The following is a 26,739-nucleotide window of genomic DNA, read 5'->3' as shown; positions in this document are numbered from 1 at the left end:
TCATTATTAACTCATTTACACTTATTGTACACTTTAAGATTTTAATCAGAATGCAGTATTTTTATATTTTTAATAACATACTTTTTTGATAATAAATAAAACCTCAATCACATTAACTAGTAATTGAGGTTTTATTCATATATTTATAATTAATTATTGATTACGAATGTCGTTTTTATTTCTATTTTTCCAAAGAACCCATAAAGACGTAGCTACGCAAATAGATGAGTATGCACCACTAGCAAAACCAATAATCATACATAAAGCAAAGTTTTTCGTTGTATCCCCACCGAATACAAATAGAGATACACAAGCAAACATTACAGTTGCTAAAGTATAGATACTACGATGAATACTTTGCGCAATAGAGGCATTCGCCAAATCTTCAAATGTATCAGTACGTTTATGAGTATGAGCATTTTCACGAACACGGTCAAAGATAACTACAGATTCGTTCATAGAATAACCTACTACAGTTAAGATGGCCGCCAAGAAAGATGCATCGATTTCTAATTGGAAGAAGGAAAATACACCTAATACCATGATCAAATCATGAAAAATAGCAGTCAATGCGGATACAGCTATTCTATATTCAAATCGATATGAAATATAAAGTGCCAATACAGCAAAAGCAATGACAAGATTTAATAATGCATGTTGTGTTACTTCTGATCCAATAACAGCACCAACTGTTTCTATACGCTTTACAGTATTTTCACCAATATCGCTATTTAATTTCGCTACTACAGCCGCACTTTCACTTGGTTCCAAGTTACGAGTTCGAATCATAACATCTTCCCCTGCTGTTTCGGCGGTATCACCAGACAATTGAATTTGTGCATTTTCAAGGTCGAATGTTTTTAATACATCACGAACTTGGCTAACCTCTACAGGTTTAGTGAATTGAACCTCTACAATGGTACCACCAGTATAGTCAATACCAAAGTTAAAGCCTTTTGTAAAAATAGAAATCAAACTAATGATTACTAGAATGGAGGAAATCACAAACCACCAACGATGATGTCTAATTACGTTGAAACTCATTTGCGCTTACCTCCTTTCAAAGATTTTGGTGCAAAATCATCAGAGCTTTTACTTGGTGAAATATTAGCACCAAACCAGAATGGATGATTAGTAAAATTACAATCAATTAATAGGCGAAGCAAGAAATGGCTGACAGTAATCGCTGTAAACATACTTACAACAACACCTACGCCCAAGCTGATAGCAAACCCCCTTACCGGACCAGAGCCTAAGACCGTCAAGATACCAGCTGTGATAATAACAGATACGTTCGCATCAGTGATTGTAGAAAGAGCCCGTTTAAAACCAGCCTCCATAGCAACACGCATGGATTTGCCAGAGAAAACCTCTTCCTTAAAACGTTCGAAAATCAGGATGTTCGCATCTACCGCAACACCCATAGACAAGATAATACCCGCAATGCCCGGCAAGGTCATAGTTGCATTAAAACCTTTACCTAACACGAGAAGTAATAACATAACATACACAAGCAATGCTACATTGGCAACAAAGCCGGATAAACGATAGAGCAAAAGTAAGAATACCATAATCATGGCAATACCAGCGCCAAATGCTACTACGGATTTATCCTTTGAATCTTGCCCCAAAGAAGGACCTACAGTACGAACTTCAAGGACATTAATTTTTACAGGTAATGCACCAGAACGCAATAAAATTGCTAAATCTTTTGCTTCATCTAAGGACTTACTACCAGAAATAGTAGCCTTACCACCAGTAATAGCTTGTTGTACTACAGGGTTGGTTAATACATCACCATCGAGAGTAATGGAAATATGACGACCAATATTTTTAGATGTTAAATCAGCAAATTTCTTTGCCCCCTCATCACTAAGTTCGATAGCAACTAAAGGTTGTTTATTTTGACCCATTTCCTCTTTTGCATCTTTTAGGTCATCACCGGTCATAACAGTTTCGCCTTTTTCATTTTTAAATTCAAGGACCGCTGTTTTACCGATACGTTTAATTGCTTCATCAGGATCTTTGACACCTGGTAACTCAATGATAATACGTTTTGCCCCTTCCCGTTGTACAATAGGCTCAGACAGACCCATTTCATTAATGCGTCGTTCGAGAATTTGTTTTGCTCGTTCTACCGCATCATTATCAGCTGTACCATGCTCAGTATCCTCTGCTTCTAGCACAATATGCGTACCACCTTGTAAATCAAGGCCTTGCTTTAATGAACCGGCTAATGGTCCAATAAAATACGCAAAACAACCAATAATAGCGGCAATAACGACTAAGAATTTAACTATAGCCTTACCTTTCAAAATCGTTGCTCCCTTCTAAATAACATGAATTACCCCCTGCTCTGTAACAATAGCAGGCATACGTTGATCATAACGTTCCATTGGAATTGGATTTTTCATAATTTGCGCTTCCCATGCGACACCAATATAGTTCAATGGTGAAAGGGCCTTAAGAAAACGATCATAATAACCATTTCCCATTCCCATACGACCACCGTGTCGATCAAATCCAGCACCAGGCACTAGCACAAAATCAATATCTTTTGGGTTTATGATTTCATAGGGCTCCTTTGGAACACGGATATTTAGAACGCCATGGACTACATCTTGAAGATTATGAAGTCGTACAGCAATCATCGTAGTCTTATCGATACAAACAGGTACATAAACGCGTTTACCATCCTGTAAAGCATGTTCTATAACATCATCCAAATTGGCTTCTTTATGCATCGCTAAATAAGCCATAATCGATTGTGCCTGTTTATACTGAGGTAATTGAAGAATCTCATGACACAACTTAGGTGCCCAAGATTCACAATCTGCAATAGATAAAGCAGCGCGCTGAGACTTGCACGCCTGGCGCACTGCTTCTTTTGTTAACATTACTTAGTTTCCTTATTTTTTTTAGAAACTACAGATGCAATAGCAGTACGAGCAAATGTCATTTCTACTTTTTCTGCTACTTGTACCTTAACTTTTTCATCATCAAGTTCAATGATTTCGCCATAAATTCCACCAACGGTTACAATTTTTTGGCCTTTTTTCAAGCTACCTAGAAGACTAGCACGTTCTTTTTGTTGTTTCTTTTGTGGACGCCACAACAAGAAATAAAAAATTACAACCATCAAAAGAATCGGCCAACTAGTTTGTAAAATTTGTTCGATATCACCCATCGGTAATCCTCCTCACTAAAATTCATCTTATCTTTATAAGTATATCTATTCAAAATGAATTTGACTAGTTTTTTATATTATTTATTACAGGTATACCTAATTATTTATTAAAATTATCCCAAAATTGCATTCTAAATTGAGGGAATCGATCCTTCAGAATAGCTTTACGCATCTGACGCATAAACTCTAATAAAAAATATAAATTATGATATGTAACAAGTCTCAATGCTAGGATTTCTTCAGCCTTATATAAATGCCGTAAGTAAGCACGAGAATAATTTTTACACGTATAGCATTGACAACCTTCTTCAAGAGGGCCCCAATCATGAGCATATTGAGCATTTCGAATATTCAGTCTCCCATGCCATGTCATGGCCATGCCATTTCTAGCAACCCGTGTAGGATATACGCAGTCAAACATATCAATGCCGCGGGCTACACCTTCTACCAAACAATCAGCTGTACCGACGCCCATCAAATAACGAGCTTTATTGGTTGGCAACAAAGGTGTTGTATATTCGAGGATTTCGTTCATCAGATCATGTGGTTCTCCAACAGATAAGCCACCAATACTATACCCTTCAAAGTCCATCGCAACTAATTCTGCTGCACTTTGTTTGCGCAAATCTTTATACATGCCACCTTGTACAATACCAAACATACCTTGTCTGTTATGAGCATGACGTGCCTCTTGGCATCGATGAGCCCAACGCGTAGTACGTGCCGTAGAACGTTTTGCATAATCATGTTCTGCTGGATAAGGAATACATTCATCAAAAGCCATCGCAATATCAGAGCCAAGTTGTTCCTGTACTTTTGTGGCTACCTCTGGGGAAAGAAATTGTTTAGAACCATCTATATGCGATCTAAATGTTACCCCTTCTTCGGTAATCTTACGCATATCGCCTAAGCTGAATACTTGGAAACCACCGCTATCCGTAAGGATTGCTTGATCCCAATTCATAAATTTATGAAGGCCACCAGCTTCTTCTACGAGCTCAGGGCCAGGTCTTAGGAACAAATGATAGGTATTACTTAAAATCACTTGCGACCCGATTGCCTTTAGCTCTTCTGGCGTCATCGTTTTTACTGTCGCCTGTGTACCAACAGGCATAAACATAGGTGTTTCATACGTGCCATGCGGCGTATGTAATAAACCGGCACGGGCACCCGTATGCGGACAAGTTTTCTGTAATTCATATGTAATACTCGGCATAGAAACTCCTAACGTATAAACATAGCATCGCCAAAACTAAAGAATCGATACCGTTCTTTTACCGCCGCTTTATAAGCTGCTAAACAATGTTCACGACCTGCTAACGCACTAATAAGCATCAAAAGTGTAGATTGTGGCAAATGGAAATTTGTTACTAACGCATCTACCATTTTAAATTGATAACCTGGATAGATAAATATTTTTGTCCATCCACTAGTCGCATGTAATACCCCATCATCCGTAGAAGCAGATTCCAAAGTACGAATAGATGTAGTACCTACTGCAATAATTCGTTTTCCCTTTGCTTTTGCTTCATTAATACGACGTGCCGTGTCTTCAGATACACTATAAAATTCACTATGCATATCATGGTCTTCTATGGATTCTACAGATACAGGTCTAAACGTACCTAACCCAACATGAAGTGTAACAAACTCAAGCTCTACACCCTTAGCTTTAATATTCTCCAATAATTCCGGTGTAAAGTGTAGTCCCGCTGTTGGTGCTGCAGCAGACCCTTTTTCTTTTGCATACACAGTTTGATAACGGTCCTTATCTTCAAGTTTTTCATGAATATAAGGAGGTAATGGCATTTCACCAATTTCTTGAATAATATCATCAAATACACCATTACATGTGAACTCAACAATACGCCCTCCAAAATCAGTTTTATCTATAACAGTTGCTTGTAAGCGGTCATCAAAAACGATAACCTGTCCTATCGGGCATTTCTTGCCAGGTTTAACTAAACACTCCCATCGATTTTCTCCACATGGTGTAAGTAGTAAAACCTCAACCTTACCACCGGATCCCTCTCGTTGGCCATATAATCGAGCCGGAATAACCTTTGTATTATTAAATACAAGGACGTCTCCCTCTTGCAATTCATCTAGTAAATCATAAAAATGTGCTTTATGTGTATATTCACCAGTTATTTTATCCAATATAAGCAAGCGCGATGTATCGCGAGGCTCTACAGGATGTTGAGCAATAAGCTCCTCTGGTAAATCATAATCAAAATCTGTAACTTTCATTTTAATCCTTAATACATTTTTTTCAATGTAATACCACTATAATAATGTCTTAAAATTGTTTGATAATAATTAGTATCTCCTGCACCAGCTCTCTTTGCCATTTCGGCAGCCCCCCACTGCGACATACCAAGGCCATGGCCCCAACCATGACCTTTAATGTACACTGTATCATTCTTACCTGTAAAAGTATGATACGACTTACCTATGGAACTCGTTGGATTCTGGTTCACATAAAAATCAAATAATGTTGATTTTAAGCCTAACATTCCTCGCAAATCATCACCACTGACAGTAACTTTACCAGCCGTCCCCACAAAGGTTGCAGATTTAATACGCCCAGACACGCCCCTATCAGATGTGGCTTTACCTGGGTTGCCTAAAGGTGTTAATTGGATACTTTTTAACTGACCAACCCCCTTACTAGCCGCATTTAACTTTCCTTCTAAAGCACTCCGACTAGTAGACACAGTCCAATTAGATGCACTAGAATTACTATTAGTATAATCCTTAACACCTTTTAAATACGGTATATCACTTCCCCATACATTAACGCTATCTTCAGTATAACCTCCTCCATCAGAATGGAATAAAGCATTAATTGGTCGATTATTATACAACATAACAATGCCTTTTGTATGATTAACTGCAGCTGTGGTACTCTGAGTTTCACCACTTACACCACCATATACTTGATGATCTGTAGACGTACTCACATCATAAGGCTGATTTTTATTTTGTTCCATCGTATGCAGTGCATACGTACGAGCCGCTACAGCTTGTGCTTCTAAAGCTGCAGCAGGCCAAGAAGGAATTGCTTCTTGTGGAACAACACCATATAAATAAGATTCTAATGGAACTGCATTGATGACCATCATAGCTCCATTATTAGCACGTAACGTAAGAACTCCACGATAAGATTTACCCTCAAAGGTAAAAATATCACCACTCGTTGGTTTTAATGTAACAATAGAGTCAATAGCTTTGCCATTAACAGAAATTTTATTGCCACGAACACCAACGGAAACAATCTTATGACTGCCAACCTTACCATTATTACTATTGAGAACCGTTATACCATTCGCACCTGCTATAGAAGCATCTTGACGACGACTTCCTAATAAAACACGTACATCCGGTGTATTTTCTACACGTACACGCATTGGTGCTTGATCAACTTGATTCTTCGTCACCACAGCAGCAGTTGCACGAGACGTCGCAGCGGAAGTCGCAATCTTAGGTTTTACAGCAGTAGTAATCGCAACCTTTGGTTTATCACGCACAACAGACGTAACCTTAGGTTTTACACTTGATGATGTAATCACCTTAGATTTCATAGTTGTAGATGTTGTCATCTTAGGCGCTGGTTTTGTAACAAGCGGTTTAAATGTAGATTTACCCACTGTTCCTCGCACAGCTTTCACAGATGTTTTTCCATAACCCCCTGTTGTTGATTTAGATACAACAGGTTTTGCTCCCGATTTACCTACTGACTGAGCTGCCTCAACAGTTCCAAAGCTATGAATTCCTAACAATAATGTTGTCATAATCATTAATGGTAATTGTTTCTTTTTCATTTTATTTCCCTGTTTACGAAATACCTAGATGATCATAAGCCAATTTAGTAGCCACACGCCCCCGCGGTGTTCTACCTAAAAATCCCAATTGCATCAAATATGGTTCATACACATCTTCGATGGTATCTCTCTCTTCACTGACGGCAGCCGCTATTGTTTCTATCCCCACAGGGCCACCATCATAATTTTCAATAATACACTTCAACACTCGTCTATCAATGCGGTCAAGTCCCATCTTATCCACATGTAAACGTTTCAATGCCTCATCTGCAATATCTGCAGTGATAACACCATTCCCCACAACTTGTGCAAAATCGCGAACTCGTTTTAATAATCGATTCGCAATACGCGGTGTTCCTCTCGAGCGTCGAGCAATCTCACTAGCACCAGCTTTCTCAATGCCGATATTTAAGATATCCGCTGCACGAGTTACGATAAATTCTAATTCTTCTTGTTTGTAATATTCCAATCGACTCACGATACCGAATCGATCACGCAATGGCGCAGCCAATGCCCCAGCTCGTGTCGTCGCACCAACCAACGTAAACTTTGGTAAATCAATGCGGACGGAACGCGCACTTGGTCCCTTGCCGATGATGATATCCAAGGCATAGTCCTCCATAGCAGAGTACAATACCTCTTCTACACTTCGTGAAAGTCGATGAATCTCATCGATAAACAAAACATCATGTTCATCAAGATTCGTTAAAATAGCAGCTAAATCTCCGGCTTTTTCTATAGCAGGACCTGATGTTATACGAAAATTAACACCCAGCTCATTAGCAATAATGCCAGCTAATGTAGTCTTACCTAGCCCCGGAGGACCATATAACAGAACATGATCTAAGGCTTCACCACGCTGTTTAGTAGCTTGAATATAAATATTTAGATTATCCTTAGCCTCTCGTTGGCCAATATACTCATTAAAATACTTAGGTCGCAGACTATATTGCCACACGTCCTCTTCTCGATCACCGCCGCCTACGAGGCGTACTTCTTCGTTCATGGCTAACGTCCTTTCCCAAGTTCAACTAAACAAGCTTTTATCAATGCAGATACATCTTTTGAACCATCGTTCAAGGATTCAACTAGTGCTTCCACATCTTTTTGCGCATATCCTAATGATACCAGTGCCTCAATCGCCTCCCCGCTCGGTCCGCTATGAGTAACACCAATTGGTTGGATGGCTGCAGGTGTTTCAACACTAATCTGAGTCATCTTCGCTAACTTATCTTTTAATTCTAGGACAAGACGCTCTGCCGACTTTTTCCCTATGCCCGGTAATTTTGTTAATTGTTGTACCTGACCATTAATAACAGCCAATTTAAACGCCTCTGGCGTCATGCCGGACAATATGCCTAGGCCGACCTTTGGCCCAATACCAGAAACAGAAATGAGCAGAATAAAAAGTTCGTACTCATCCTCTGTCCAGAATCCGTATAGTTGCATCGCATCTTCCCGAACATTGAGATAGGTAAACAATGTGGCCTCTTGCCCCTCTATTAATTGTTGTCGTGTAGTGGTTGGCACATACACACGGTACCCTACACCATGTACATCTACATAACAAGATTCCTTGAATAGATGTGTTACAATGCCTCGTACATACCCAATCATTTAATTAACCTCATCAATCTATCTTGGTGAGAACTATGCGCCGTACAAATGGCGACTGCTAATGCATCCGCCGTATCATCGGGCTTAATTTTCTCACGAATCCCCAAAATATTCATGGTCATGTAAATAACCTGATTTTTATCGGCCTTACCATAACCGGTAACAGCCTGTTTAATTTGTAATGGCGTATATTCATATATAGGTATCCTCTGTTGCTCTGCGGCCAGCAATATAACCCCACGAGCTTGACCTACCTTAATCGCCGTCGTTACATTACGATTAAAAAAGAGTTCCTCTATACCAAACTTATCCGGCTTATATTCCTCTAAAATATCGCTTAAATCATTAAATAAGATTTCTAAACGCTGTGCATCTGTTAATTCCTTTGGGGTTGTAATAGCCCCATAAGCTACAGGCGTTAGTTTACTACCCTGTACGTCAATAATGCCATATCCACAAATTGCCGTACCAGGGTCAATCCCTATAATCCGCACTCCATCCCCTTCAGTCTAAAAATGAGATAAGCCAACGCTTACCTCGTAATATTATAATCTATTTTATTATAGCATATCGGAACATCGAAATTCATGAACTTACGATATTTTTCTAACCTTTTTACAGGGTAAAACTAGATAAGCACAAAAAATGAGGAGTGCTCCAAGAGCACTCCCTGTTCTTATTATTCTTCTTCGTCGTCTGGCAAAATACCATTGTGATATACGTTTTGTACATCATCAAGATCATCCAAAACATCGAGCATTTTTTGCATTTTTACAGCATCATCACCAGATAATTCGATTGTCGTATCTGGAATCATAGTAATTTTCGCTACTTCAGTTTCTATCCCCGCATCAGCCAAGGCTTGTTCTACCGCATCAAAATCTTCTGGTGTTGTATAGATTTCAAACACATCATCTTCAGATTTGAGGTCTTCAGCGCCCGCATCAAGAGCTAACAATGTCAATTCATCTTCATCATGACCTTCTTTATCGATAACGAATACGCCTTTAGATTTAAACATCCAACCTACACAACCGCTTTCACCAAGGTTGCCACCCTGTTTTGAAAAGGCATGACGCACATCAGCAGCCGCGCGATTACGATTATCCGTCATAACCTCTACAGTAACGGCAACGCCTGCAGGACCATAACCTTCATATACGATTTCTTCGTACGCGTTCATATCGGTAGCGCCAACGCCCTTGTCGATAGCACGTTGAATATTATCCTTAGGAATATTGTTTTCACGAGCTTTTTGCAAAGCCAATTTCAAACGCATATTACCTGTTGGATCTGCACCTCCCATACGTGCGGCTACAGTAATCTCACGACCAATTTTCGTAGCTAATTTAGCCTTCAATGCATCAGTTTTACCTTTTTTATGTTTAATATTTGCCCATTTTGAATGTCCTGACATAGACGCCTCCTATTTATTCCACCATGCTTCACCCCGTAATCGATCTAAGATGATTGAAACGGCACTACGCACAGATAAATGATTGTATTCACCATGGCCATATATAGGTTCTAAAATATAGTCAAAGCTTTCCATCGTTTCTTTTGTCATACCATAACCGGTACCAAATAATACTAACACAGGGCACCCCTCATTTTCAAGATGTTCACGCATCCGTGCATAGGAAATTGTATTATCATAGGTCCGAGCATCGGTAGTTGCTACGATAGGTTTCACCCCTTCTAACTCCTCAATAGTACGTACAGCAACAGCAATAGAATTAACAAGTTCAACGCCCGTGAAAGCATCTTTTCTATCTGGATTATAAGTACTACCAAAACCAGATTTCCAGTGCTCCATAATGGTAGCTGTTAATTCTCGTTGAGCTGGAATGTTATGAATCACAAAATATTTAGATATATCATAAGTAATAGATGCGCGCGCAATATCGTGAATATCATAATTAGTAATAGCCGTCGTTATTACCTCTTTATGTTTATTCATAATCGGATAATGAACGAGCCCAATATATAAATTTGCCAATACTATGTCTCCTAAATTTTAAACTAACTTTCATTACCATACGTGTCAAACCATCGTATCTATTACGAAGCACTAGACCGTGCACCAGCACTACCAAATCCAGCTTTCTGTCCTATAGATGATGCTTTCTTACTTCTATTATTCTCGTAACTACGAAAGCTCCTTCCACCCCCATAGCCATGCATAGTTGATCCTGATGATGAATATTCAGTGGGTTGCTCATAAGGTTTCAATGGCGATGCCACGCGATATGTCATGGTTCGTCCATCCATGCGTGCTGTAGGCGGATTAAAACCATGAAATATATAATATCCCGCTGCAATACTTGGTAACAAACTTGCCAAACCTGCATCCCACACTAAGTTTCCACCATTATCACGGTGAAAAGTGACTGAACGATTATCATCATACAAGGCGGTTTCTTTTCCATCGCCATGGTTTAAAAGAGAATACCGATTACCTTGACTATCCTTTAATCGAACCTCCCCTTCATTTGCCTCTGGATAAACCTTATCACACACAGCATAAGAGATATCGTTCCAGTAGGAATACACACCTACAAGACCAGCAACTGCGGCGAAAGCACCTGTAAGGTATATAGTTTTCTTACTTGGCTTATACATAAAACGCTCCCTTAGTGCACAGCACCGCTAATAACAAGAGCAAGACCTACGAATATGCCAAATACGAGAATACCAGCCGCTGTATTACCACGCATAATTTCTTCGGATAATTTATATTTACGATGCCAAATATTGATAAACATATAGCCCGTTACAAATAGTATAATACCTAGCACAGCGTATACAACACTGGCTACAATGCCATGTAACAGGGACGTATCAGCCGTAGTCACGGCTGGTGACATAATAACAGCACGCAAAATTTCACCGATACCGATAAATGACCCTGCTGAAAGCCAAGCCACAGCACAATTACCACGCTTAATTTCGTCACTAAATTTACCAGGCACGAAGAAATCGATAACTGTATTCGCTGTCAACATTAATATAATGCCAAAGCAAGCATAAAAAATTGTCAATAATACATCTGGTATATAAATCATAATAAGCCTCCTAATAATATAATTTTGTATTGGATGTGTTACCAGAACCTGCAGTAGGATACAATCGTTCGCGTCCACTATTATCCCCTAGACGTACCATAGTCGCATAAGAATCAAGTATATGTGAGCTAATTAATGTACGGTCGATAATTTTCCAATCTTCTTGTGTCAATTTTGATTGTTCACATATCTTAACCTTAGTTTGTCCATCCGCATTAATGATGATATACACCGAGTCCCCTGAATAAAAGACAATAACTTCATGTCCCTCTTCTAAGTTATCCCGCTCATTGTTAATATCACCATTCACAGAATCAATCAAGTCCAATGCGGTACTAACAGGATCTAGTGTAGACGTGTATACATATTCGCTATCCGAATCCGTTTTTGTATAATACACAGATGTGTCATGCATATGTTCTTTTGCCGTATAAGGCAGTCCAAACATAGCGCGTATACTATGCCAAGACAAGTCGTCGTCCGACCCAAGCAAGAATAACAAGAATAGTACTGCACACCCTACAGCGATAGCAACAGATTCAAATCTCTTTTTCATAGATTTATTACGCATCTTTTGCTTAATAGCTTGAGCAGCTGCATCATTACACAAACGAATATTCACCAAAGGCACTCGTGACCCTTCAGCAAACAATGTTTTGCCTTCAAACCACTCTTCTTCAAAAAATACGCTAGCACCATTTTCACAAGGCAGTTGATATTCTCTATACCCAGCACGATCCCCTACTGAGGCATCACTTTTACCATCCACATCAACAACCTTTTCTAGGCCGATTTGATGTAATGTAAAGTCTTTTCCTGGCCGTGTATGATAGGATGTTCTAGATATGGTACACCATTCATTATCATTATACTCAATGGTTAACCATATTTTATCAATTCCCTCAACTGCTTTAAGCCCATATTCATGCCAATAATCACCTGGTGATTTTGTCATAGACGGCTGGCCCCTATAGGATTGTTCCTTATCTGCTTTTGGAATAATCTCTATGTATTTAATTTTCTCAGTGATTACATAACGGTTGCCATGAACCTCTAAGACATCATAACAATTAAACTCCATACGCATCCTCTCTAAAGTAGACATAACCACTACAAAGTACACCTATTATCCTTCGTTTAACCATACTCTATATGTTCAAAAATTCCATAGTATTTCCCTTACTCTATTAGTAATGGTACAAAGTATGCTTCTGTACCAGCTATCTCTTCCGGAGAAAAACGACATCCTACCGCAGAAGCTTGATCACCAAGCATAAAACAGGATACCGTTAAAAATCCATCTTTCACTCCACAATCCACTGTATGAGTAAAACATTTCTGCTGTATAAAGTCTTGATACATCACCTTTTTACTGTCGCGACAAACGATATCGTCATAGTTATCAACTAGCTTTTCCATATAAAGTCCAGATGTATCACCACGCTTTTGAACAACTTGTACATGCCTTCCTTCACGGCCCCAAATCTCCTTTTGAATATAAAGTCCATCATCAAGAGCGGAAAAATCATTTTCAAAATAGGATGGTGCCAAATAACGCTCGATGATATCTCGATCTGGTTTTGTAAAAAATTGATCTGTTAAATACAATGCATATACTAAGGACATAAAGGATTTATTTTGTAGAATAATGGACTCTGGCGGATTAAAAAGTGCGAATGTATCATCCTCGTACAAATCTAAGAACATCTCACCCAAAGGTTCATTATCAGGTGTTTGTTCATCAATCAAAAGTTCCATGGGATGCAATCGATATAATAGAGTCGCATGACTACCATCTTCTAAAGGAATACCCTCATCATCAATCTTCATATCATAAAAGGATATGAATCGCGTGTCTGCCTCAGGACAGGCTGTTTTTAATTCCTTCATAAGGAATTGTGTTGTACCATAGTCTTCAAAATAATCATGAAAACAAGAGAATACAAAAGGATCCTTAGATGGGCAACCTCCATTTATTCTCATAGACTCATATACATCTCTACCATACTTAGAAGATAACACGGCATGGTACATACGTTTTAAAAATATACGCAACTCTTCACGACAGGCTTTATTAGGATGCTTTCGTCCTACATAATTAGCTGCCACTTCATTGGCATAATAACTTTCAATAAGAAAACATGGCGTATCTGCATTAAGTTCTACCATACGCAAATTGCCATTTACATCGAGAACAAAATCAAAGCGAGATAACCACGTCGGTAAACCTAAGGCATTCGACTTATGTAAGTAAGGAATTAAATTGTCTGGCATATCCATATTTCGAGCAAAGTCATCTGGTGCCATTTGAAATACTTTTGCAGCTTTACAAAATATTTGAAATAATCTACGTGAAACATGACGAATTTCATCGTAAAAGTCGGATGAAAAAGCCTGCATAGACAAGGAAGGATACCGATCATCATATCCTTCATATTCCACAAAATTAAATATGTTTCTATCAAGCTCATCAATATAGGATTTCATTGTTCATCCTTTCATTAAGAGGCACCGCTCGAAGTTCGAGCCCCTACACTACCAAAGCCATACTTTTCACCAATTCTATGTGCTCGATTACTCGTTTTAGTATTGTAACGATTTCTAGTCATTTCATTAATAGTTCTAGCTACTCTTGCACTATTAGATTTACTAGCGTCTGTATTTGCATCAAAAGGTGTAAGTGACGATGTAGCACGATAGGTCATACTGGGTGCATCCATATATGCCGTTGGAGCTGAAAAGCCATGGAACGCATAGTAACCTACCGCCAAAGTTGGAATCAAACTGGCTAAGCCTGCATCCCATATAATATTGCCTTTCTCATCACGATGAAAGGTAACAGATTTTTCTGCATCATCATAGAGCGCAGTTTCTTTTCCATCACCGTGATTAATCAAGGTATAGCTTTTACCTTCATCATCAATGAGCCGCACTTCACCATTATTTAATTCTGGTTTGACCACATCACACAAAGCATAACTAATATCATCCCAATACGAACAAACGCCTACTAGAGCTGCTATAGATGTAAAGGCTATGGCTATGTAAACAGTATTCTTACTTGGTTCATACATATAATATTCCTTCGTTTGATTTCGTAACTGAAATCAATACTATATCAATCTTTTATTATATTTGATAATGTCTTACGTCCCTGCTTATTCTTTAATTCCACCATATACGCATATCGTAACAATACTTCACTGTCATTTCTAATAGTCTCTATGCGTGTATTCTCCGAATCTGACAAGTTTTTTAATTCCCCCACTTCAACATACGTAGTGCCATTGACCACACTAATAACAGATACATCTTTAGTCGTATAAATGACAATCCACTGCTCAGGGGACTTAGTATCTTGTTTAATGGTATAAACCTTGCCATACACAGCATCGATAAGATCGATAGCCGTTGCATTTGGATCTTGCTTTGACGTATATACCATCAAACCGTCTTTTGTACCTTGCAGTTCATAATAATAGGAATCTTTAATGCGCTCTTCCATGGTATATGGGAATCCTACTTCATCACGCAATTCATGCCAAGACAGATCTCCTATAAACAAATATCCCAAAAAGAATAAAATGATTCCCCAACTCAGACCCAATCGTGTCCATTCTTTTCTGCGAGCTGCATTACGAATCTTTTTACTCGCTTCTTGAGCCGCCTGATCTCGCCGTCGATGTATATCAGTCAAAAGAATCCGTTCACCTTGAGCCTGATCCGTCAAACCACCATGCCAGTCCTCAATAAAGAATACATAGGTTTTATCCCTTTTAATTAATCTATATTCTTTATAATCTGCTTCGTCGCCGCTTCTAGCCTTAGATTGCCCTTCCACAGCTATGACACGTTCTATGCCTTTATCATGTAGTTTATACCCTGCAGGAGGAGTTGAACGTAAAACTGTTTCAGAAAAAGTGCAATATTCTTTTTCCCCATTTACAATGGTGAGCCATTTTTTATCCGTCCCATTAACGGACATAAGACCATATTCAGTCCAAGACTGAGCTCCTTTGGAAACGCCCAGTTCTTTCTTATAATTTTCATCATTAAGAGTATAACGTATTGTTTTATCAACGATAAACTCTTGATAAGAAATGACCTCCCCGACTACGTATCGTTTTCCCTGAATCTCTACAACATCATAACACTTAAATTTCATAGCCTAGACTCTTCTGCAACAATTTCTTTTAACAGTTTAACTTCCTCTTTTGTTAATGGTCGTTCTAATAAGTCAGGTCTCAACAATCGTGTCCGTTTTAGTGCTTCCTTTCGACGCCAGGTGGCGATATTTTTATGATGGCCACTGCGTAAAACATCCGGTACAGTCCACCCTCTAAATTCTGGTGGTTTTGTATATTGCGGACATTCTAAAAGGGGCTCATAAAATGAATCCTCTTGTGCGCCACTAGTAGCCCCTAATACGCCAGGAATCATACGAGCCACCGCATCAGCTACGACCATAGCAGGCAACTCGCCACCTGTTAACACATAGTCACCAATGGAAATAGTTTCATCTACTAGATGCTCCTCTACACGATAGTCAACACCTTCATAATGGCCACATACGAGAATCAGTTGATCATAAGTTGCTAATTCTCTAGCCTTTTCCTGTGTGAAAGGTTGACCCGTAGGACCCATAAATACAATGCGACGACGTATACTTTCACCAGGATTACCAATGAGGCTCATCTCATCACACATCTCATCCGTTTCATAGTTGCCATTAATAGAACTATCATAATTAGAGACAGCAGATTCTACGGCCTCAAAAATAGGAGGCGCCATCATGAGCATGCCTGCCCCACCACCATACGGTGTATCATCCACTTGTCCATGTTTATTATGACTGAAATCGCGCGGATTAGTCACAGCCATATCTAGCCGTCCCGCCTCTATGGCTCGTTTTATAATGGAATGACTAAAGAAGGCATCAAAAAACTCTGGAAACAAGGATATAATATCTATTTTCACAACAGGCCTCCCCGAATACACTTATTATTATCATATATCTCTATATAGCTATCTTATAATTAATTCTATCATAAGACACCTATAAATAGATATAAAAAACCGCCTAAATGGATTATACCCACTCAGGCGGATCGACGATCATCATGCGTTTGTCCATATCAATGTCAATGATAACATCATCAATGGCCGCAAACAATTGATCTGGTTCCCCTTCTTTGGAAACCACATATACATCATTAGCTCCTGGTTGTAATACATCCGTCAATGTACCAAGTACATTACCCTTTGTATCTTGCACCTCAAGGCCAATCATATCAAAGATATAGTAACGGCCTTCTGGTAATTCTACCAGATCTTCACGACGCACTTGAATCTCTTTCTTAGCGAATAATTCAGCCGCGTTGCGATCAGGAATTTCCTTAAACGAAGCTAATACGAATTGTTTATGAAATCGTGCGGATGCAACGTGGTATTCTTTACCATCGATGTAACAGGCATCCATATGCATGAACCGTTCTGGAAAATCGGTTCTAGGCATAATACGAAGATCACCCCGCACGCCGTGCGGGGCGATGATAACACCTATAGTGATGAAATCGTTAGGCTTCATTATTGACGAAACGCAACGATTTTACCGTCTTCTAATAGGATTTCAGCGCCCATCATGGCATCCAAATTATCCCCAATTTTAACGGTAACTGTTTGCTCTAATGTACCTTGAGGAATTTCAGTCCCCAATGTCAATTCTTGAGCATCTTTCAATTTAGCTGTTACTTCTTCTTTGAAAGCCAAGCGTTTATTTTTCTCTTCATCAATTTGTTGACGAATTGCAGTAAGGCTTGACGCATCAACTTTAGCTGCATCAGCTAAAATGCGTTGAGCTTGAAACTCAATTGCTTCCAAATCTTTATTCACCATATCTAGGCGGCTTTCAAGATCAGATACAATTTTTGTTTTCAATTCTTCTGTTACCTTTGCTTTTACTGCTACAGGGACACGTAATGTCATTTCTTCCATTGGAACACTCCCTTTTAGACAATATCAACAGATATCTTTTTGTTCTCTTTAATAGCCGCCGCTTTCACCACAGAGCGAATTGCTTTTGCAATTCGACCTTGTTTTCCGATGACTTTACCCATATCCTCTGGGGCTACATGGAGTTCATACACCTCAACATTGCCCTTTTGGACCATGGTAACAGAAACGGCATCAGGCTGCTTCACTAATGATTTCGCAATTAATGAAATTAATTCTATCATCACAGTATGCCTCTCTATTAATTACTTTTTAGCGTCTGCAAATTTTTGCATAACGCCTTGTTTTTTGAACAAGGAGCGAACAGTGTCAGTAGGCTGAGCACCTTTAGCTAACCAAGCCAAAGCTTTTTCTTCGTCTACATTAACGATAGCTGGTTGTTTAGTAGCATCATATTGACCAATTGTGTCAACAGGACGACCTTCACGTGGAGCACGTGCGTCAGCAACTACGATACGGTAGAAAGGAGCTTTTTTAGCACCTAAACGAGTCAAACGAATTTTTAACATGTGGGATTCACCTCCTTATAATGATGTGCTGGACAGGTTCAGCGCCCCTGTCCATGTATTACATAAACGGTAATTTTGGCATTCCAGGGAAGCCACCCTTACCGCCACGCAATCCTTGTAAACGCTTCATCATCTTCCGCGCTTCTTCGAATTGTTTTAATAAGCGATTGACGTCTTGTACTTGTGTACCTGACCCCATCGCAATACGCTTACGACGAGAACCATTTAAAATATTGGGATCTTGTCGTTCTGCAGCCGTCATGGATTTAATGATAGCCTCAATACGACGTACTTCTTTACTATTCAAATCAAGATTTTTTAATTGATCCTTAATTTGACCCATGCCTGGTAACATGCCAATAATATTTTGCAATGGTCCTAACTTTCTCACCTGATTCATCTGTTTCAAGAAATCATCTAAGGTGAAATTGTTTTTCGCCATCTTTTGCGCCATTTCACGAGCTTCTTCTTCATCAATAGCGCCTTGTACGCTTTCAATAAGAGTTTTGAAATCCCCTAAATCGAGGATACGAGAAGCCATGCGGTCTGGATAGAATACATCAAAACCATCCATCTTTTCGCTCACGCCCGTAAACTTGATTGGCAAACCGGTTACCGCTTTGATAGACAACGCAGCACCACCGCGCGCATCGCCATCAAGTTTAGTAAGAATAACACCGTCAACGCCTAATTTCTCATTAAACGTTTGTGCTGTCGTCACCGCGTCCTGACCAATCATAGAATCTACAACGAGTAGAATTTCATGAGGTCGAACAGCAGCTTTAATGTTGGATAACTCATCCATGAGGACTTCGTCTATAGCCAAACGACCTGCTGTATCGATGATAACAACATCTTTCAACATATGCGTGCTTTGCTCTACGGCACGACGCGCAATATCTACTGGGTTTGCACCAGGTGTTTCATCAGCAAATACGGGGATATCGATTTGCTTACCAACTACTTGCAATTGCTTAATCGCTGCTGGACGATATACGTCGGCGGCTACGAGCATCGGATGTTTACCTTGTTTACGAAGGTATACAGCCAATTTACCAGCCGTAGTCGTTTTACCAGCCCCTTGTAAACCAACAAGCATAATAATTGTTGGAGGCTTACTAGAAATCATGATACGGCTTTGCGTACCACCTAGAAGAGCGGTCAACTCATCATTAACGATTTTAATAACCGTTTGAGCTGGGTTCAAGGAACCAAACACCTCTTCCCCAAGGGCCTTTTCTTTAATGGATTTAACGAAATCCTTCGCCACCATAAAGTTTACGTCCGCTTCTAAGAGAGCTGTTCGTACCTGACGCAACGCAAGATTGACATCTTCTTCTGTAATTTTGCCCTTCCCTTTCAAGGATTTAAAGGCGTCTTGCAGTTTTTCTGACAAACTATCGAATGCCATATTATCCCTCCATTTGCGTCAATAATTGTTGTACCCGCGATTGTGAAAGCACATCCGCCGGCAACGTATCTTTTAATTCACTTATCACTTGTTCACGTGCCTCGTACTGAGCCACCAAGTGTAATTTAGATTCATAGTCATTTAAAATATGACGTGCACGCTGTAAGTTATCGTGTACAGCTTGTCGTGATACGCCTAATTCCTCAGCAATCTCGCCAAGAGACATATCATCTTCGTGGTGAAGTTGTAAGGACATCCGTTGCTTGTCCGTCAGTAATGGCCCATAGAAATCCAAGAGCAAACTGATAAGTACTCGTTCTTCCATTTTGCCACCTCCATCACTGTCAAGTCATATTACTTTACATATGGTACTGTATAAAAAAAGATGTGTCAAGTAGAAATACTTAACATTGAAATAATCAATAATTATTTTCCATCTCCTCTTTTCTATTTATAATTCTATGCTATAATGTATATATCTAATAATTTCAATATAAAAACAGGAGGTATTGTATGAATACCAAACATTATGATCTTATCGTCCTAGGTTTCGGTAAGGCTGGTAAAACATTAGCTGCTAAATTTGGCTCTATGGGCAAAGCCGTAGCTATGATTGAAGAAAATCCACTCATGTATGGTGGCACATGTATTAATATCGCATGTATACCTACTAAGACGATGATTATAGCCGCATCAAAAGGCTTATCTTACGATCAAGTATTAAACCAACGCGAGGTAGTTACCTCTCGTTTACGCAATAAAAACTTCGGTATGTTAGACACTAATGAACATGTCGATGTATATACTGGACATGGTGAATTCATTAGTAATAAAGAAATCGCCGTTACAGCTGGGGAAGATAAAATCATCTTATCTAGTGAAACAATTATTATTAATACAGGTGCTATAGCCATTAAACCTAACATTGATGGCATCGATACAGCAACAGGTTTCTATAATAGTACAGAAATTCAACACCTATCCCCTCAACCAAGTACATTAGGCATCATTGGTGCTGGTCCTATTAGTCTAGAATTTGCTAGCCTATACGCTAAATTAGGTACAAAAGTTACAGTTTTTAATATTGACTCTACTATTCTTAAAAGAGAAGAACCTATCGTTCAAGAATTAGCTAATGAATACTTAGCTGAACAAGGTATTACTATTTTAAACTCTGTTACACTAAATTCTGTATCTAATGACGGCAACAAGCCTGTTATCACTGCTAATAATCAAAACTATACCTTTGATGCTGTTCTCTATGCTACAGGTCGCAGACCTAATACTGCGAACATCGGTTTAGAAAATACTGAGATTACAACTAATGAACGCGGTGCAATCCTTGTAAATGATACGTGTGAAAGCTCTGTCCCAGGTGTATATGCAGTAGGCGATGTTAATGGTGGTCCGCAATTTACCTACATTTCTCTCGATGACTTCCGCATTGTATTCGGTGCACTTACAGGTAATGGTAACTATACATTAAAAGATCGCAAAAATATTCCTTATACAACCTTCTTAACACCTCCACTCGCTCGTGTAGGCCTTACTGAAGAAGAAGCCATTAACAAAGGTTATACTGTTAAAACGAAAGAAATGCTCGTTGCTACTATGCCAAGAGCTCATGTAAATGACAACCTCAAAGGGGCTTTTAAAATTGTAGTAAATACTACAAACAATTTAATTCTTGGTGCTACCCTCTATTCTCAAAGTGCTGAAGAATTGATTAACTTAATTAAGATGGCTATGGATAATGACATCCCATATACTTATTTTAAAAATCAAATCTTCACACATCCTACGATGGCAGAAAACTTAAACGATCTTTGTAACTTTTAACTCTGACAATATCTACTAAACAAACTAAATAGTAAAATAAAGAGTCCCCCTTAATTCAAGTAAATTAAGGGGGACTCTTTCATAAATAACTAGTTATTAGTGTTAAATTTCCTAAGCTTTAATTTTTAGTAAATAATTTACGCACCACAGATTGTAATTTAGGGGTTAAAACAATCGCTACCACAATACCAGCCGCACTAGTAATCAAAGAGTATTGAATTTTGCTAGCTGCTACAGTTGCACTTTCAAGAACGAACCACCATGCAAGGAAATATCCAAAAGCAGTCCAAATGGCCCCCACAATAAGAGCCACTAAAATACGCCCAAAGGATGCTGTTCGTTTTGTAATAGATGGTGGCAAATAACCTGCTGTCATGCCGCCTACAATAAGACCTGCAATACCTTTAATAAAGAAAGAGAATACAATGTACTGCGTATGACCACCAAATAGATCAAATAATGCAGAACCAATAGCAGCCCCCAAACCACCATATAAACCACCAAAAAGAATGGAAGTTGTAAAGAGAGCCGCTGATCCTAAATGCACCATTGCACCACCTGGAATCTCAATGCGAATAGTCGTTGCCACAGCACACAAAGCAGCAACAAAGCCAATATAAACAATATCTCGAGTTTTTAATTTCATAGATAGCACCTCTCTCTTAAAATAAATAACTATATTTAGTATAACAAATTATAAGCTATCTAAAAACACTGATTTCATAGGAATTAGAGATATATATAAAAATGAAGCACCTATACGTTAGTATAAGTGCTTCGTAACATATAATCTTAATGTACTATCTCTTTAAACCTTAGCTCGTTTTAAGCGAAGAGAATTACTTACCACCGTAACGGAACTAAATGCCATTGCAGTACCTGCAATCATAGGATTCAAGGCACCTACAGCAGCCAAAGGAATACCGATACAGTTAAAGATCAATGCCCAGAATAAATTTTGTTTAATATTGGTCATCGTCTTACGGCTGAGGCGTACGGCTTGTACCAATGTATGCAAATCATTGCGCACAAGAACGATATCTGCTGCTTCTACAGCGATATCTGTACCACTGCCGATGGCAAAACCGATATCTGCAGTTACAAGAGCAGGAGCATCATTGATGCCGTCGCCGACCATACCAACTACAAGGCCTTTATCTTGTAACTCTTTAACCTTACTTGCTTTATCTTGAGGTAATACCTCTGCAATAACGTGGGAGATACCAGCTTGTTTAGCAATATATTGAGCCGTGCGTCGATTATCACCGGTGAGCATCCATACATCAATGCCTTGAGAACGTAATTCCTTAACCACATCAATTGTTTCAGGACGCAATTCGTCTTCTACAGCCCACAATGCACTGATAACACCATCTACAGCAAGAACAGATACGGATGCACCTTGTTCTTCAAAATGTTGAATATCATCTTGTACCTTAGACAAATCATAGCCAAGTTCACTCATCCAACGGCTATGACCAAGTTGTACAGACACACCTTGATAAGCGCCTTGTAAGCCTTTACCCGGTACATCACCAAAGCTTTCAAGTTCAACAGCCTTACCCTTATAGCCATGATCTTCACCATAGTAAACCATAGCCTTAGCAATCGGATGTGATGTACCACTTTCGAGGGCCATCATGATGGACATGTTCGCACTTTCATCACCGCTATAGTTTTTGAAAGCCGTTACATCGAGCACGCCTTGTGTAAGGGTGCCTGTTTTATCCATAACGATAGCATCGAGTTTACCGGCTTTTTCAAGATATTCCGCACTCTTAATGAGAACACCATGTTCTGCGCCAAGGCCAGAACCTACCATGATGGATGTCGGTGTTGCAAGGCCAAGTGCACAAGGACAAGCGATTACTAGAACAGCGGTCGCATTAATAAGGGCTACATTGATAGAATCGCCTACAATAAAGTACCACACGAGACCAGTTAGTACAGCAAGGCCAATAACAGTTGGTACAAAGTATTGAGCCACAATATCCGCAATACGTTGAATGCTTGCTTTAGATGTTTGTGCCTCTTCAACGACTTTAATGATTTGAGATAACATCGTGTCGCTACCAATGCGTTTTGCTTCCATTGTGAAAGCGCCACTCAAATTGATAGTCGCCCCAATAACCTCGGAGCCTACTTGCTTTTCTACCGGTAAGCTTTCACCAGTAAGCATAGCTTCATCAACGGTAGAGTAACCTTCTGTAATAGTACCATCTACAGGAATCTTTTCACCAGCGCGCACTTGTAAAACATCGCCAGCCACAACCTTAGAGGTAGGAATATCTACAAATTCACCATCTCGCAACACATGAGCCGTTGCCGGTTGCAAAGCAATTAGTTTTTGGAGTGCTTCAGATGTACGCCCCTTAGCAACCTCTTCTAATAATTTACCGAGAAGGATAAATGTAATAAGCCATGCAGAGGTTTCAAAGTAAATACCATGAGGACCAAGTTCTGGATGGAACTGCCAGTTATAAATACTAAACAGATATGCCACACTGGTTCCCATGACAACGAGAACATCCATCGTAAGAGCTCCATTCTTTACGGCACTCCATGCACTCTTATAGAACATGAGACCCGGACCAAATTGAGCGATAGTGGCTAATACAAATTCAACCCAAACCGGCAACGCTTGAATACCAAAACGATGCAAGGTCATATTGATCATCATCGGTACAGCCATACAAGCAGCAATAATAAGGCGTGTAATATGGGGTTTTAAATTTACCTTTTCTATTTCTTGCTTCGTCTCATCCGCTTCAGTAGCACCAAAACCAATATTCGTTATGGCATCGATAATTTGTTGTGGTTCTACGGTAGCGCCATCCTTAAATTCAACGCTCCCCTTACGCGTTAGTAGGTTAACCTTTACAGAAGCTACGCCATCAACCTTAGATACGACGTTTTCTACCCGTTTTACACAGGCTGCACAGTGCATACCCGTAATGTCAAACTCTTGTTTTTTTGTACTCATATATAACTTCCTTCAATACAATTCAAATCATAAATTCATAAAATATGATAAACACAGTATATTTGTAACATATATCACATGAATAAATACTCATATATCTACTATTTATAATAACATAGATTCTCAATTAGTCAATATCCTACTAAAATTAGCGGGAGTTATTTCTTCTATATAAAAGACTTCGTGCTTGTACTTGTGAATATTATATATTATACAAATATATTATTAACCATTAGTGTTAATAAGCTATACATAATGTTTATATATAGCTTATAATAAAGTGATGATGATGAATAAATAATATAGTAAAAATATGAGCGGAGGTGAGAAAATGCCTGAAACAACAAGCCCTACAATAGAATTTATATCCGTAGCTAATGAATTTCGCCACGAATATATCGTAGAAAAATCTAGGTTTATTACTACAATATGTCCATGTAGTACCGAAACTGAGGCACAAGCCTTTATTAATCGGATTAACAAAGAATTTTGGGATGCGCGACATAATTGCACTGCCTATGCATTAGGACCAAAGCAGGAACAACAACGCTCATCCGACAATGGTGAACCGTCGGGCACTGCGGGTAAGCCTATGCTTGAAGTATTAAAAAAGACAGGTATTACAAATGTAGCTGTTGTCGTAACACGATACTTTGGCGGCATAAAATTAGGCGCTGGCGGATTAATTCGTGCATATTCCCACTCTGTCTCTGAAACATTACAACTTGCTCCAAAAGAATTACACACAACACGTGTACAATTACAAACAACAATCGATTATGCATTATATGGATCATTGGAGCGATATTTACAAGATGCACAACTACATTATGAAGCTGCATTTGGTGAACAGATAGAACTTACAATTCTAGTACCCTTAAATGATATAGAACACATACAAAAAGAGCTCCAAGACATGAGTCATGGAGCTGCAACTTGTATTGTATTAAATGCTATCGAAGTGGTACTACCACTAAACTAAGTATCAAACAAACTTGTATAGTAAGCAATTAGTTATCACTATGAACCAAACCATTAATGCCTTGATTCAACTCGTGACGTTTTTCATTTGTCAATGGATGTGGCCATACACGTTCTACTTGTTTTTTGCGGCTAATTGCATTATGTGCGGTCATTAATCTACGTGCTTCCCAATTACGGATTGCTTTGCTTAATGTTCTTTTTACTACGCCCATAGTAATACCCACTTTCTTAGTTACTGTAACTATATCAAAAATATTAATGAGAAGATTAAAGCGACTTTTGTTTCGCTTTATCTCCTTAATATATATAGTATATATCACTTTTGTTAAAAGGTAAAATAACTATTCTTTTTTTTATTATAAATTTTAATTATCATGATTTGTGTATAATAGGGGGATTTTATGGACACATCATACTATCACAACTTTATAACCCTCGTTCAAACAGGCAATATGACTCAAGCTGCAGAAATTCTCCATATTACACAACCAGCTTTGAGTAAGCAATTAAAATATTTAGAAGCAGAATTTGGAGCTCAATTAATCAATATTAAAAGAGGTCAACGAGGTTCCAATTTACAACTGACCGATGCAGGAAAAATTTTTTATGAAAAAGCGCAGCAATTATGCTCGATTGAAGAATCTACATATAATGCAGTACAACAGTTAAACTCACGCATCGAAGGCACCTTACGTATTGCTACCTCTGCCTCTCGTTCTACACCAATTGTACAACAATATTTACCAGCATTTTCCATGAAATATCCTTCTGTACATTTTGAAATCTACGAAGGTTTAATGACCAATGTAGTCAACCAACTTATTAGCGGTAGTGCAGAAATAGGAATCGCTAATATTCAAATGGTGGATACAGAAAAGTTTGATATTCTTTTAACACAGGAAGAGCATTTGTATGCACTATTTAGACGTGACGTATTTTGGACTGATCGAGAACACGATACCATCACTTGGGATGATATTAAACAATGTCCCCTCTCCTTATCTGGTGGGTCCGTAAGAATGATTATGCAATCTTCCTTAACTGATATGGAACATCTTAATGTTAGTGCCATTACGACAACTAAAACATCAGCCATTGAATGGGCCTCTTCTGGTCGCACCGTTGCACTCGTCCCTATGGATACCAAGGAAATGGTTAACCATAGAAAAATGTCACGAGTCAAACTACCCGAGTTTTCTGGAGATTATAAAAAAGCATTTATCACGTTAAAAGGACATGCCCTTTCTCCTGTAGCTCAACAATTTATAGATTTCTACAAAGCTTATGTATAATATACTTACCAATAAT

Annotated in this window: 31 protein-coding genes; 3 read left to right on the top strand and 28 right to left on the bottom strand. The window is 38.9% G+C overall.

Annotation, left to right across the window (positions count from 1 at the left end):
* Positions 1-153: 153 nt before the first annotated feature.
* The 25 genes from secF to ylxM all read right to left on the bottom strand — a co-directional run bounded on the left by secF (position 154) and on the right by ylxM (position 19,950).
* A complete protein-coding gene (gene secF, locus Q0E20_RS03470; RefSeq protein ID WP_295260449.1) occupies positions 154-1,044 on the bottom strand; it encodes a protein translocase subunit SecF in 891 nt (296 codons plus the stop codon).
* Positions 1,041-2,315 carry a protein translocase subunit SecD gene (secD, locus tag Q0E20_RS03465; protein ID WP_295996347.1) on the bottom strand — a complete coding sequence of 425 codons (1,275 nt, stop codon included), beginning with the start codon at positions 2,313-2,315 and terminating at the stop codon, positions 1,041-1,043. The genes secF and secD overlap by 4 nt, the downstream gene beginning before the upstream one ends.
* A 15-nt stretch (positions 2,316-2,330) precedes the next feature.
* The gene (locus Q0E20_RS03460; RefSeq protein ID WP_295996343.1) at positions 2,331-2,897 is read right to left on the bottom strand and encodes a 5-formyltetrahydrofolate cyclo-ligase; all 567 of its coding nucleotides are present in this window, start codon (positions 2,895-2,897) and stop codon (positions 2,331-2,333) included.
* Positions 2,897-3,187, bottom strand: coding sequence for a preprotein translocase subunit YajC (gene yajC, locus Q0E20_RS03455; protein ID WP_295996340.1), 291 nt, complete (start codon positions 3,185-3,187; stop codon positions 2,897-2,899). The genes Q0E20_RS03460 and yajC overlap by 1 nt, the downstream gene beginning before the upstream one ends.
* Positions 3,188-3,287: 100 nt before the next feature.
* Positions 3,288-4,403, bottom strand: a complete 1,116-nt coding sequence (gene tgt / locus Q0E20_RS03450; protein WP_295996339.1) for a tRNA guanosine(34) transglycosylase Tgt — start codon at positions 4,401-4,403, stop codon at positions 3,288-3,290.
* Between the two features lie 8 nt (positions 4,404-4,411).
* Positions 4,412-5,437: a tRNA preQ1(34) S-adenosylmethionine ribosyltransferase-isomerase QueA gene (gene queA, locus Q0E20_RS03445; RefSeq protein WP_295996336.1), complete on the bottom strand. Its 1,026-nt coding sequence runs from the start codon at positions 5,435-5,437 to the stop codon at positions 4,412-4,414.
* An 8-nt stretch (positions 5,438-5,445) separates the two neighbouring features.
* The gene (locus Q0E20_RS03440; protein ID WP_295996334.1) at positions 5,446-7,011 is read right to left on the bottom strand and encodes a SpoIID/LytB domain-containing protein; all 1,566 of its coding nucleotides are present in this window, start codon (positions 7,009-7,011) and stop codon (positions 5,446-5,448) included.
* A 13-nt stretch (positions 7,012-7,024) separates the two neighbouring features.
* The gene (gene ruvB / locus Q0E20_RS03435) at positions 7,025-8,017 is read right to left on the bottom strand and encodes a Holliday junction branch migration DNA helicase RuvB (RefSeq protein ID WP_205097286.1); all 993 of its coding nucleotides are present in this window, start codon (positions 8,015-8,017) and stop codon (positions 7,025-7,027) included.
* Between the two features lie 2 nt (positions 8,018-8,019).
* Positions 8,020-8,628 carry a Holliday junction branch migration protein RuvA gene (gene ruvA / locus Q0E20_RS03430; protein WP_205097287.1) on the bottom strand — a complete coding sequence of 203 codons (609 nt, stop codon included), beginning with the start codon at positions 8,626-8,628 and terminating at the stop codon, positions 8,020-8,022.
* On the bottom strand, positions 8,625-9,122 hold the full coding sequence (gene ruvC, locus Q0E20_RS03425; RefSeq protein WP_227041781.1) for a crossover junction endodeoxyribonuclease RuvC: 498 nt from the start codon (positions 9,120-9,122) through the stop codon (positions 8,625-8,627). The genes ruvA and ruvC overlap by 4 nt, the downstream gene beginning before the upstream one ends.
* Positions 9,123-9,307: 185 nt before the next feature.
* Positions 9,308-10,045, bottom strand: coding sequence for a YebC/PmpR family DNA-binding transcriptional regulator (locus Q0E20_RS03420; protein WP_295996325.1), 738 nt, complete (start codon positions 10,043-10,045; stop codon positions 9,308-9,310).
* 9 nt (positions 10,046-10,054) lie between these two features.
* Positions 10,055-10,627 carry an RNA methyltransferase gene (locus tag Q0E20_RS03415; RefSeq protein WP_295996323.1) on the bottom strand — a complete coding sequence of 191 codons (573 nt, stop codon included), beginning with the start codon at positions 10,625-10,627 and terminating at the stop codon, positions 10,055-10,057.
* Positions 10,628-10,689: 62 nt separating this feature from the next.
* Positions 10,690-11,250 carry a hypothetical protein gene (locus Q0E20_RS03410; protein ID WP_295996320.1) on the bottom strand — a complete coding sequence of 187 codons (561 nt, stop codon included), beginning with the start codon at positions 11,248-11,250 and terminating at the stop codon, positions 10,690-10,692.
* Between the two features lie 11 nt (positions 11,251-11,261).
* Entirely contained in the window at positions 11,262-11,693 is a 432-nt protein-coding gene (locus Q0E20_RS03405; RefSeq protein WP_295996317.1) for a DUF350 domain-containing protein, read from the bottom strand.
* 10 nt (positions 11,694-11,703) lie between these two features.
* Positions 11,704-12,774 (bottom strand): hypothetical protein, encoded by a 1,071-nt coding sequence (locus Q0E20_RS03400; RefSeq protein WP_295996314.1) that lies wholly within the window; start codon positions 12,772-12,774, stop codon positions 11,704-11,706.
* Between the two features lie 98 nt (positions 12,775-12,872).
* Positions 12,873-14,180, bottom strand: coding sequence for a glutathionylspermidine synthase family protein (locus tag Q0E20_RS03395; protein WP_295996309.1), 1,308 nt, complete (start codon positions 14,178-14,180; stop codon positions 12,873-12,875).
* 14 nt (positions 14,181-14,194) lie between these two features.
* The gene (locus tag Q0E20_RS03390) at positions 14,195-14,767 is read right to left on the bottom strand and encodes a hypothetical protein (protein ID WP_295996306.1); all 573 of its coding nucleotides are present in this window, start codon (positions 14,765-14,767) and stop codon (positions 14,195-14,197) included.
* Positions 14,768-14,811: 44 nt separating this feature from the next.
* Positions 14,812-15,858 (bottom strand): DUF4178 domain-containing protein, encoded by a 1,047-nt coding sequence (locus Q0E20_RS03385; protein ID WP_295996303.1) that lies wholly within the window; start codon positions 15,856-15,858, stop codon positions 14,812-14,814.
* Positions 15,855-16,670: a tRNA (guanosine(37)-N1)-methyltransferase TrmD gene (trmD, locus tag Q0E20_RS03380; RefSeq protein WP_295996301.1), complete on the bottom strand. Its 816-nt coding sequence runs from the start codon at positions 16,668-16,670 to the stop codon at positions 15,855-15,857. Before trmD ends, Q0E20_RS03385 begins: the two co-directional genes overlap by 4 nt.
* 112 nt (positions 16,671-16,782) lie before the next feature.
* Complete coding sequence (gene rimM / locus Q0E20_RS03375) at positions 16,783-17,280, bottom strand: ribosome maturation factor RimM (RefSeq protein ID WP_105084335.1); 498 nt, start codon at positions 17,278-17,280, stop codon at positions 16,783-16,785.
* Complete coding sequence (locus tag Q0E20_RS03370; RefSeq protein ID WP_295276197.1) at positions 17,280-17,687, bottom strand: YlqD family protein; 408 nt, start codon at positions 17,685-17,687, stop codon at positions 17,280-17,282. Before Q0E20_RS03370 ends, rimM begins: the two co-directional genes overlap by 1 nt.
* Positions 17,688-17,701: 14 nt before the next feature.
* Positions 17,702-17,929 (bottom strand): KH domain-containing protein, encoded by a 228-nt coding sequence (locus Q0E20_RS03365; RefSeq protein ID WP_004695567.1) that lies wholly within the window; start codon positions 17,927-17,929, stop codon positions 17,702-17,704.
* Between the two features lie 21 nt (positions 17,930-17,950).
* Entirely contained in the window at positions 17,951-18,214 is a 264-nt protein-coding gene (gene rpsP / locus Q0E20_RS03360) for a 30S ribosomal protein S16 (RefSeq protein WP_004695565.1), read from the bottom strand.
* 58 nt (positions 18,215-18,272) lie between these two features.
* Positions 18,273-19,625, bottom strand: coding sequence for a signal recognition particle protein (gene ffh, locus Q0E20_RS03355; RefSeq protein ID WP_295996294.1), 1,353 nt, complete (start codon positions 19,623-19,625; stop codon positions 18,273-18,275).
* 1 nt (position 19,626) lies between these two features.
* A complete protein-coding gene (gene ylxM, locus Q0E20_RS03350; RefSeq protein WP_005377912.1) occupies positions 19,627-19,950 on the bottom strand; it encodes a YlxM family DNA-binding protein in 324 nt (107 codons plus the stop codon).
* A gap of 188 nt (positions 19,951-20,138) precedes the next feature.
* Here ylxM and Q0E20_RS03345 point away from each other — a divergent pair, with 188 nt between their 5' ends.
* Entirely contained in the window at positions 20,139-21,464 is a 1,326-nt protein-coding gene (locus Q0E20_RS03345; protein WP_295996291.1) for an FAD-containing oxidoreductase, read from the top strand.
* Between the two features lie 118 nt (positions 21,465-21,582).
* Here Q0E20_RS03345 and Q0E20_RS03340 read toward each other — a convergent pair whose 3' ends face one another.
* The gene (locus Q0E20_RS03340; RefSeq protein WP_295996287.1) at positions 21,583-22,110 is read right to left on the bottom strand and encodes an ECF transporter S component; all 528 of its coding nucleotides are present in this window, start codon (positions 22,108-22,110) and stop codon (positions 21,583-21,585) included.
* 162 nt (positions 22,111-22,272) lie between these two features.
* Complete coding sequence (locus tag Q0E20_RS03335; protein WP_295996285.1) at positions 22,273-24,447, bottom strand: cation-translocating P-type ATPase; 2,175 nt, start codon at positions 24,445-24,447, stop codon at positions 22,273-22,275.
* 331 nt (positions 24,448-24,778) lie between these two features.
* Here Q0E20_RS03335 and Q0E20_RS03330 point away from each other — a divergent pair, with 331 nt between their 5' ends.
* Positions 24,779-25,429 carry a YigZ family protein gene (locus tag Q0E20_RS03330; protein WP_295996282.1) on the top strand — a complete coding sequence of 217 codons (651 nt, stop codon included), beginning with the start codon at positions 24,779-24,781 and terminating at the stop codon, positions 25,427-25,429.
* Between the two features lie 28 nt (positions 25,430-25,457).
* Here the strand turns inward: Q0E20_RS03330 and Q0E20_RS03325 are convergent, their stop codons facing one another.
* Positions 25,458-25,643: a hypothetical protein gene (locus Q0E20_RS03325; protein ID WP_295996280.1), complete on the bottom strand. Its 186-nt coding sequence runs from the start codon at positions 25,641-25,643 to the stop codon at positions 25,458-25,460.
* A 189-nt stretch (positions 25,644-25,832) separates the two neighbouring features.
* Between Q0E20_RS03325 and Q0E20_RS03320 the strand changes: the two genes are divergently transcribed.
* A complete protein-coding gene (locus tag Q0E20_RS03320) occupies positions 25,833-26,723 on the top strand; it encodes a LysR family transcriptional regulator (protein WP_295996277.1) in 891 nt (296 codons plus the stop codon).
* Positions 26,724-26,739 lie beyond the last annotated feature (16 nt).

The sequence above is a fragment of the uncultured Veillonella sp. genome (assembly GCF_934230905.1).
In the GTDB taxonomy this organism is placed as follows: Bacteria; Bacillota; Negativicutes; order Veillonellales; family Veillonellaceae; genus Veillonella.
Note: the sequence above shows the minus strand (reverse complement) of the source record. Positions and strands in the feature narration are given on the sequence as shown.

Excerpts from the sequence above, each read along its gene's own strand:
- secF (WP_295260449.1), bottom strand. The coding sequence starts at position 1,044 with ATGAGTTTCAACGTAATTAGACATCATCGTTGGTGGTTTGTGATTTCC.
- Q0E20_RS03460 (WP_295996343.1), bottom strand. The coding sequence starts at position 2,897 with ATGTTAACAAAAGAAGCAGTGCGCCAGGCGTGCAAGTCTCAGCGCGCT.
- yajC (WP_295996340.1), bottom strand. The coding sequence starts at position 3,187 with ATGGGTGATATCGAACAAATTTTACAAACTAGTTGGCCGATTCTTTTG.
- tgt (WP_295996339.1), bottom strand. The coding sequence starts at position 4,403 with ATGCCGAGTATTACATATGAATTACAGAAAACTTGTCCGCATACGGGT.
- queA (WP_295996336.1), bottom strand. The coding sequence starts at position 5,437 with ATGAAAGTTACAGATTTTGATTATGATTTACCAGAGGAGCTTATTGCT.
- Q0E20_RS03440 (WP_295996334.1), bottom strand. The coding sequence starts at position 7,011 with ATGAAAAAGAAACAATTACCATTAATGATTATGACAACATTATTGTTA.
- ruvB (WP_205097286.1), bottom strand. The coding sequence starts at position 8,017 with ATGAACGAAGAAGTACGCCTCGTAGGCGGCGGTGATCGAGAAGAGGAC.
- ruvA (WP_205097287.1), bottom strand. The coding sequence starts at position 8,628 with ATGATTGGGTATGTACGAGGCATTGTAACACATCTATTCAAGGAATCT.
- Q0E20_RS03420 (WP_295996325.1), bottom strand. The coding sequence starts at position 10,045 with ATGTCAGGACATTCAAAATGGGCAAATATTAAACATAAAAAAGGTAAA.
- Q0E20_RS03410 (WP_295996320.1), bottom strand. The coding sequence starts at position 11,250 with ATGTATAAGCCAAGTAAGAAAACTATATACCTTACAGGTGCTTTCGCC.
- Q0E20_RS03405 (WP_295996317.1), bottom strand. The coding sequence starts at position 11,693 with ATGATTTATATACCAGATGTATTATTGACAATTTTTTATGCTTGCTTT.
- Q0E20_RS03400 (WP_295996314.1), bottom strand. The coding sequence starts at position 12,774 with ATGGAGTTTAATTGTTATGATGTCTTAGAGGTTCATGGCAACCGTTAT.
- Q0E20_RS03395 (WP_295996309.1), bottom strand. The coding sequence starts at position 14,180 with ATGAAATCCTATATTGATGAGCTTGATAGAAACATATTTAATTTTGTG.
- Q0E20_RS03390 (WP_295996306.1), bottom strand. The coding sequence starts at position 14,767 with ATGTATGAACCAAGTAAGAATACTGTTTACATAGCCATAGCCTTTACA.
- Q0E20_RS03385 (WP_295996303.1), bottom strand. The coding sequence starts at position 15,858 with ATGAAATTTAAGTGTTATGATGTTGTAGAGATTCAGGGAAAACGATAC.
- rimM (WP_105084335.1), bottom strand. The coding sequence starts at position 17,280 with ATGAAGCCTAACGATTTCATCACTATAGGTGTTATCATCGCCCCGCAC.
- Q0E20_RS03370 (WP_295276197.1), bottom strand. The coding sequence starts at position 17,687 with ATGGAAGAAATGACATTACGTGTCCCTGTAGCAGTAAAAGCAAAGGTA.
- Q0E20_RS03365 (WP_004695567.1), bottom strand. The coding sequence starts at position 17,929 with ATGATAGAATTAATTTCATTAATTGCGAAATCATTAGTGAAGCAGCCT.
- rpsP (WP_004695565.1), bottom strand. The coding sequence starts at position 18,214 with ATGTTAAAAATTCGTTTGACTCGTTTAGGTGCTAAAAAAGCTCCTTTC.
- ffh (WP_295996294.1), bottom strand. The coding sequence starts at position 19,625 with ATGGCATTCGATAGTTTGTCAGAAAAACTGCAAGACGCCTTTAAATCC.
- ylxM (WP_005377912.1), bottom strand. The coding sequence starts at position 19,950 with ATGGAAGAACGAGTACTTATCAGTTTGCTCTTGGATTTCTATGGGCCA.
- Q0E20_RS03345 (WP_295996291.1), top strand. The coding sequence starts at position 20,139 with ATGAATACCAAACATTATGATCTTATCGTCCTAGGTTTCGGTAAGGCT.
- Q0E20_RS03340 (WP_295996287.1), bottom strand. The coding sequence starts at position 22,110 with ATGAAATTAAAAACTCGAGATATTGTTTATATTGGCTTTGTTGCTGCT.
- Q0E20_RS03335 (WP_295996285.1), bottom strand. The coding sequence starts at position 24,447 with ATGAGTACAAAAAAACAAGAGTTTGACATTACGGGTATGCACTGTGCA.
- Q0E20_RS03330 (WP_295996282.1), top strand. The coding sequence starts at position 24,779 with ATGCCTGAAACAACAAGCCCTACAATAGAATTTATATCCGTAGCTAAT.
- Q0E20_RS03325 (WP_295996280.1), bottom strand. The coding sequence starts at position 25,643 with ATGGGCGTAGTAAAAAGAACATTAAGCAAAGCAATCCGTAATTGGGAA.
- Q0E20_RS03320 (WP_295996277.1), top strand. The coding sequence starts at position 25,833 with ATGGACACATCATACTATCACAACTTTATAACCCTCGTTCAAACAGGC.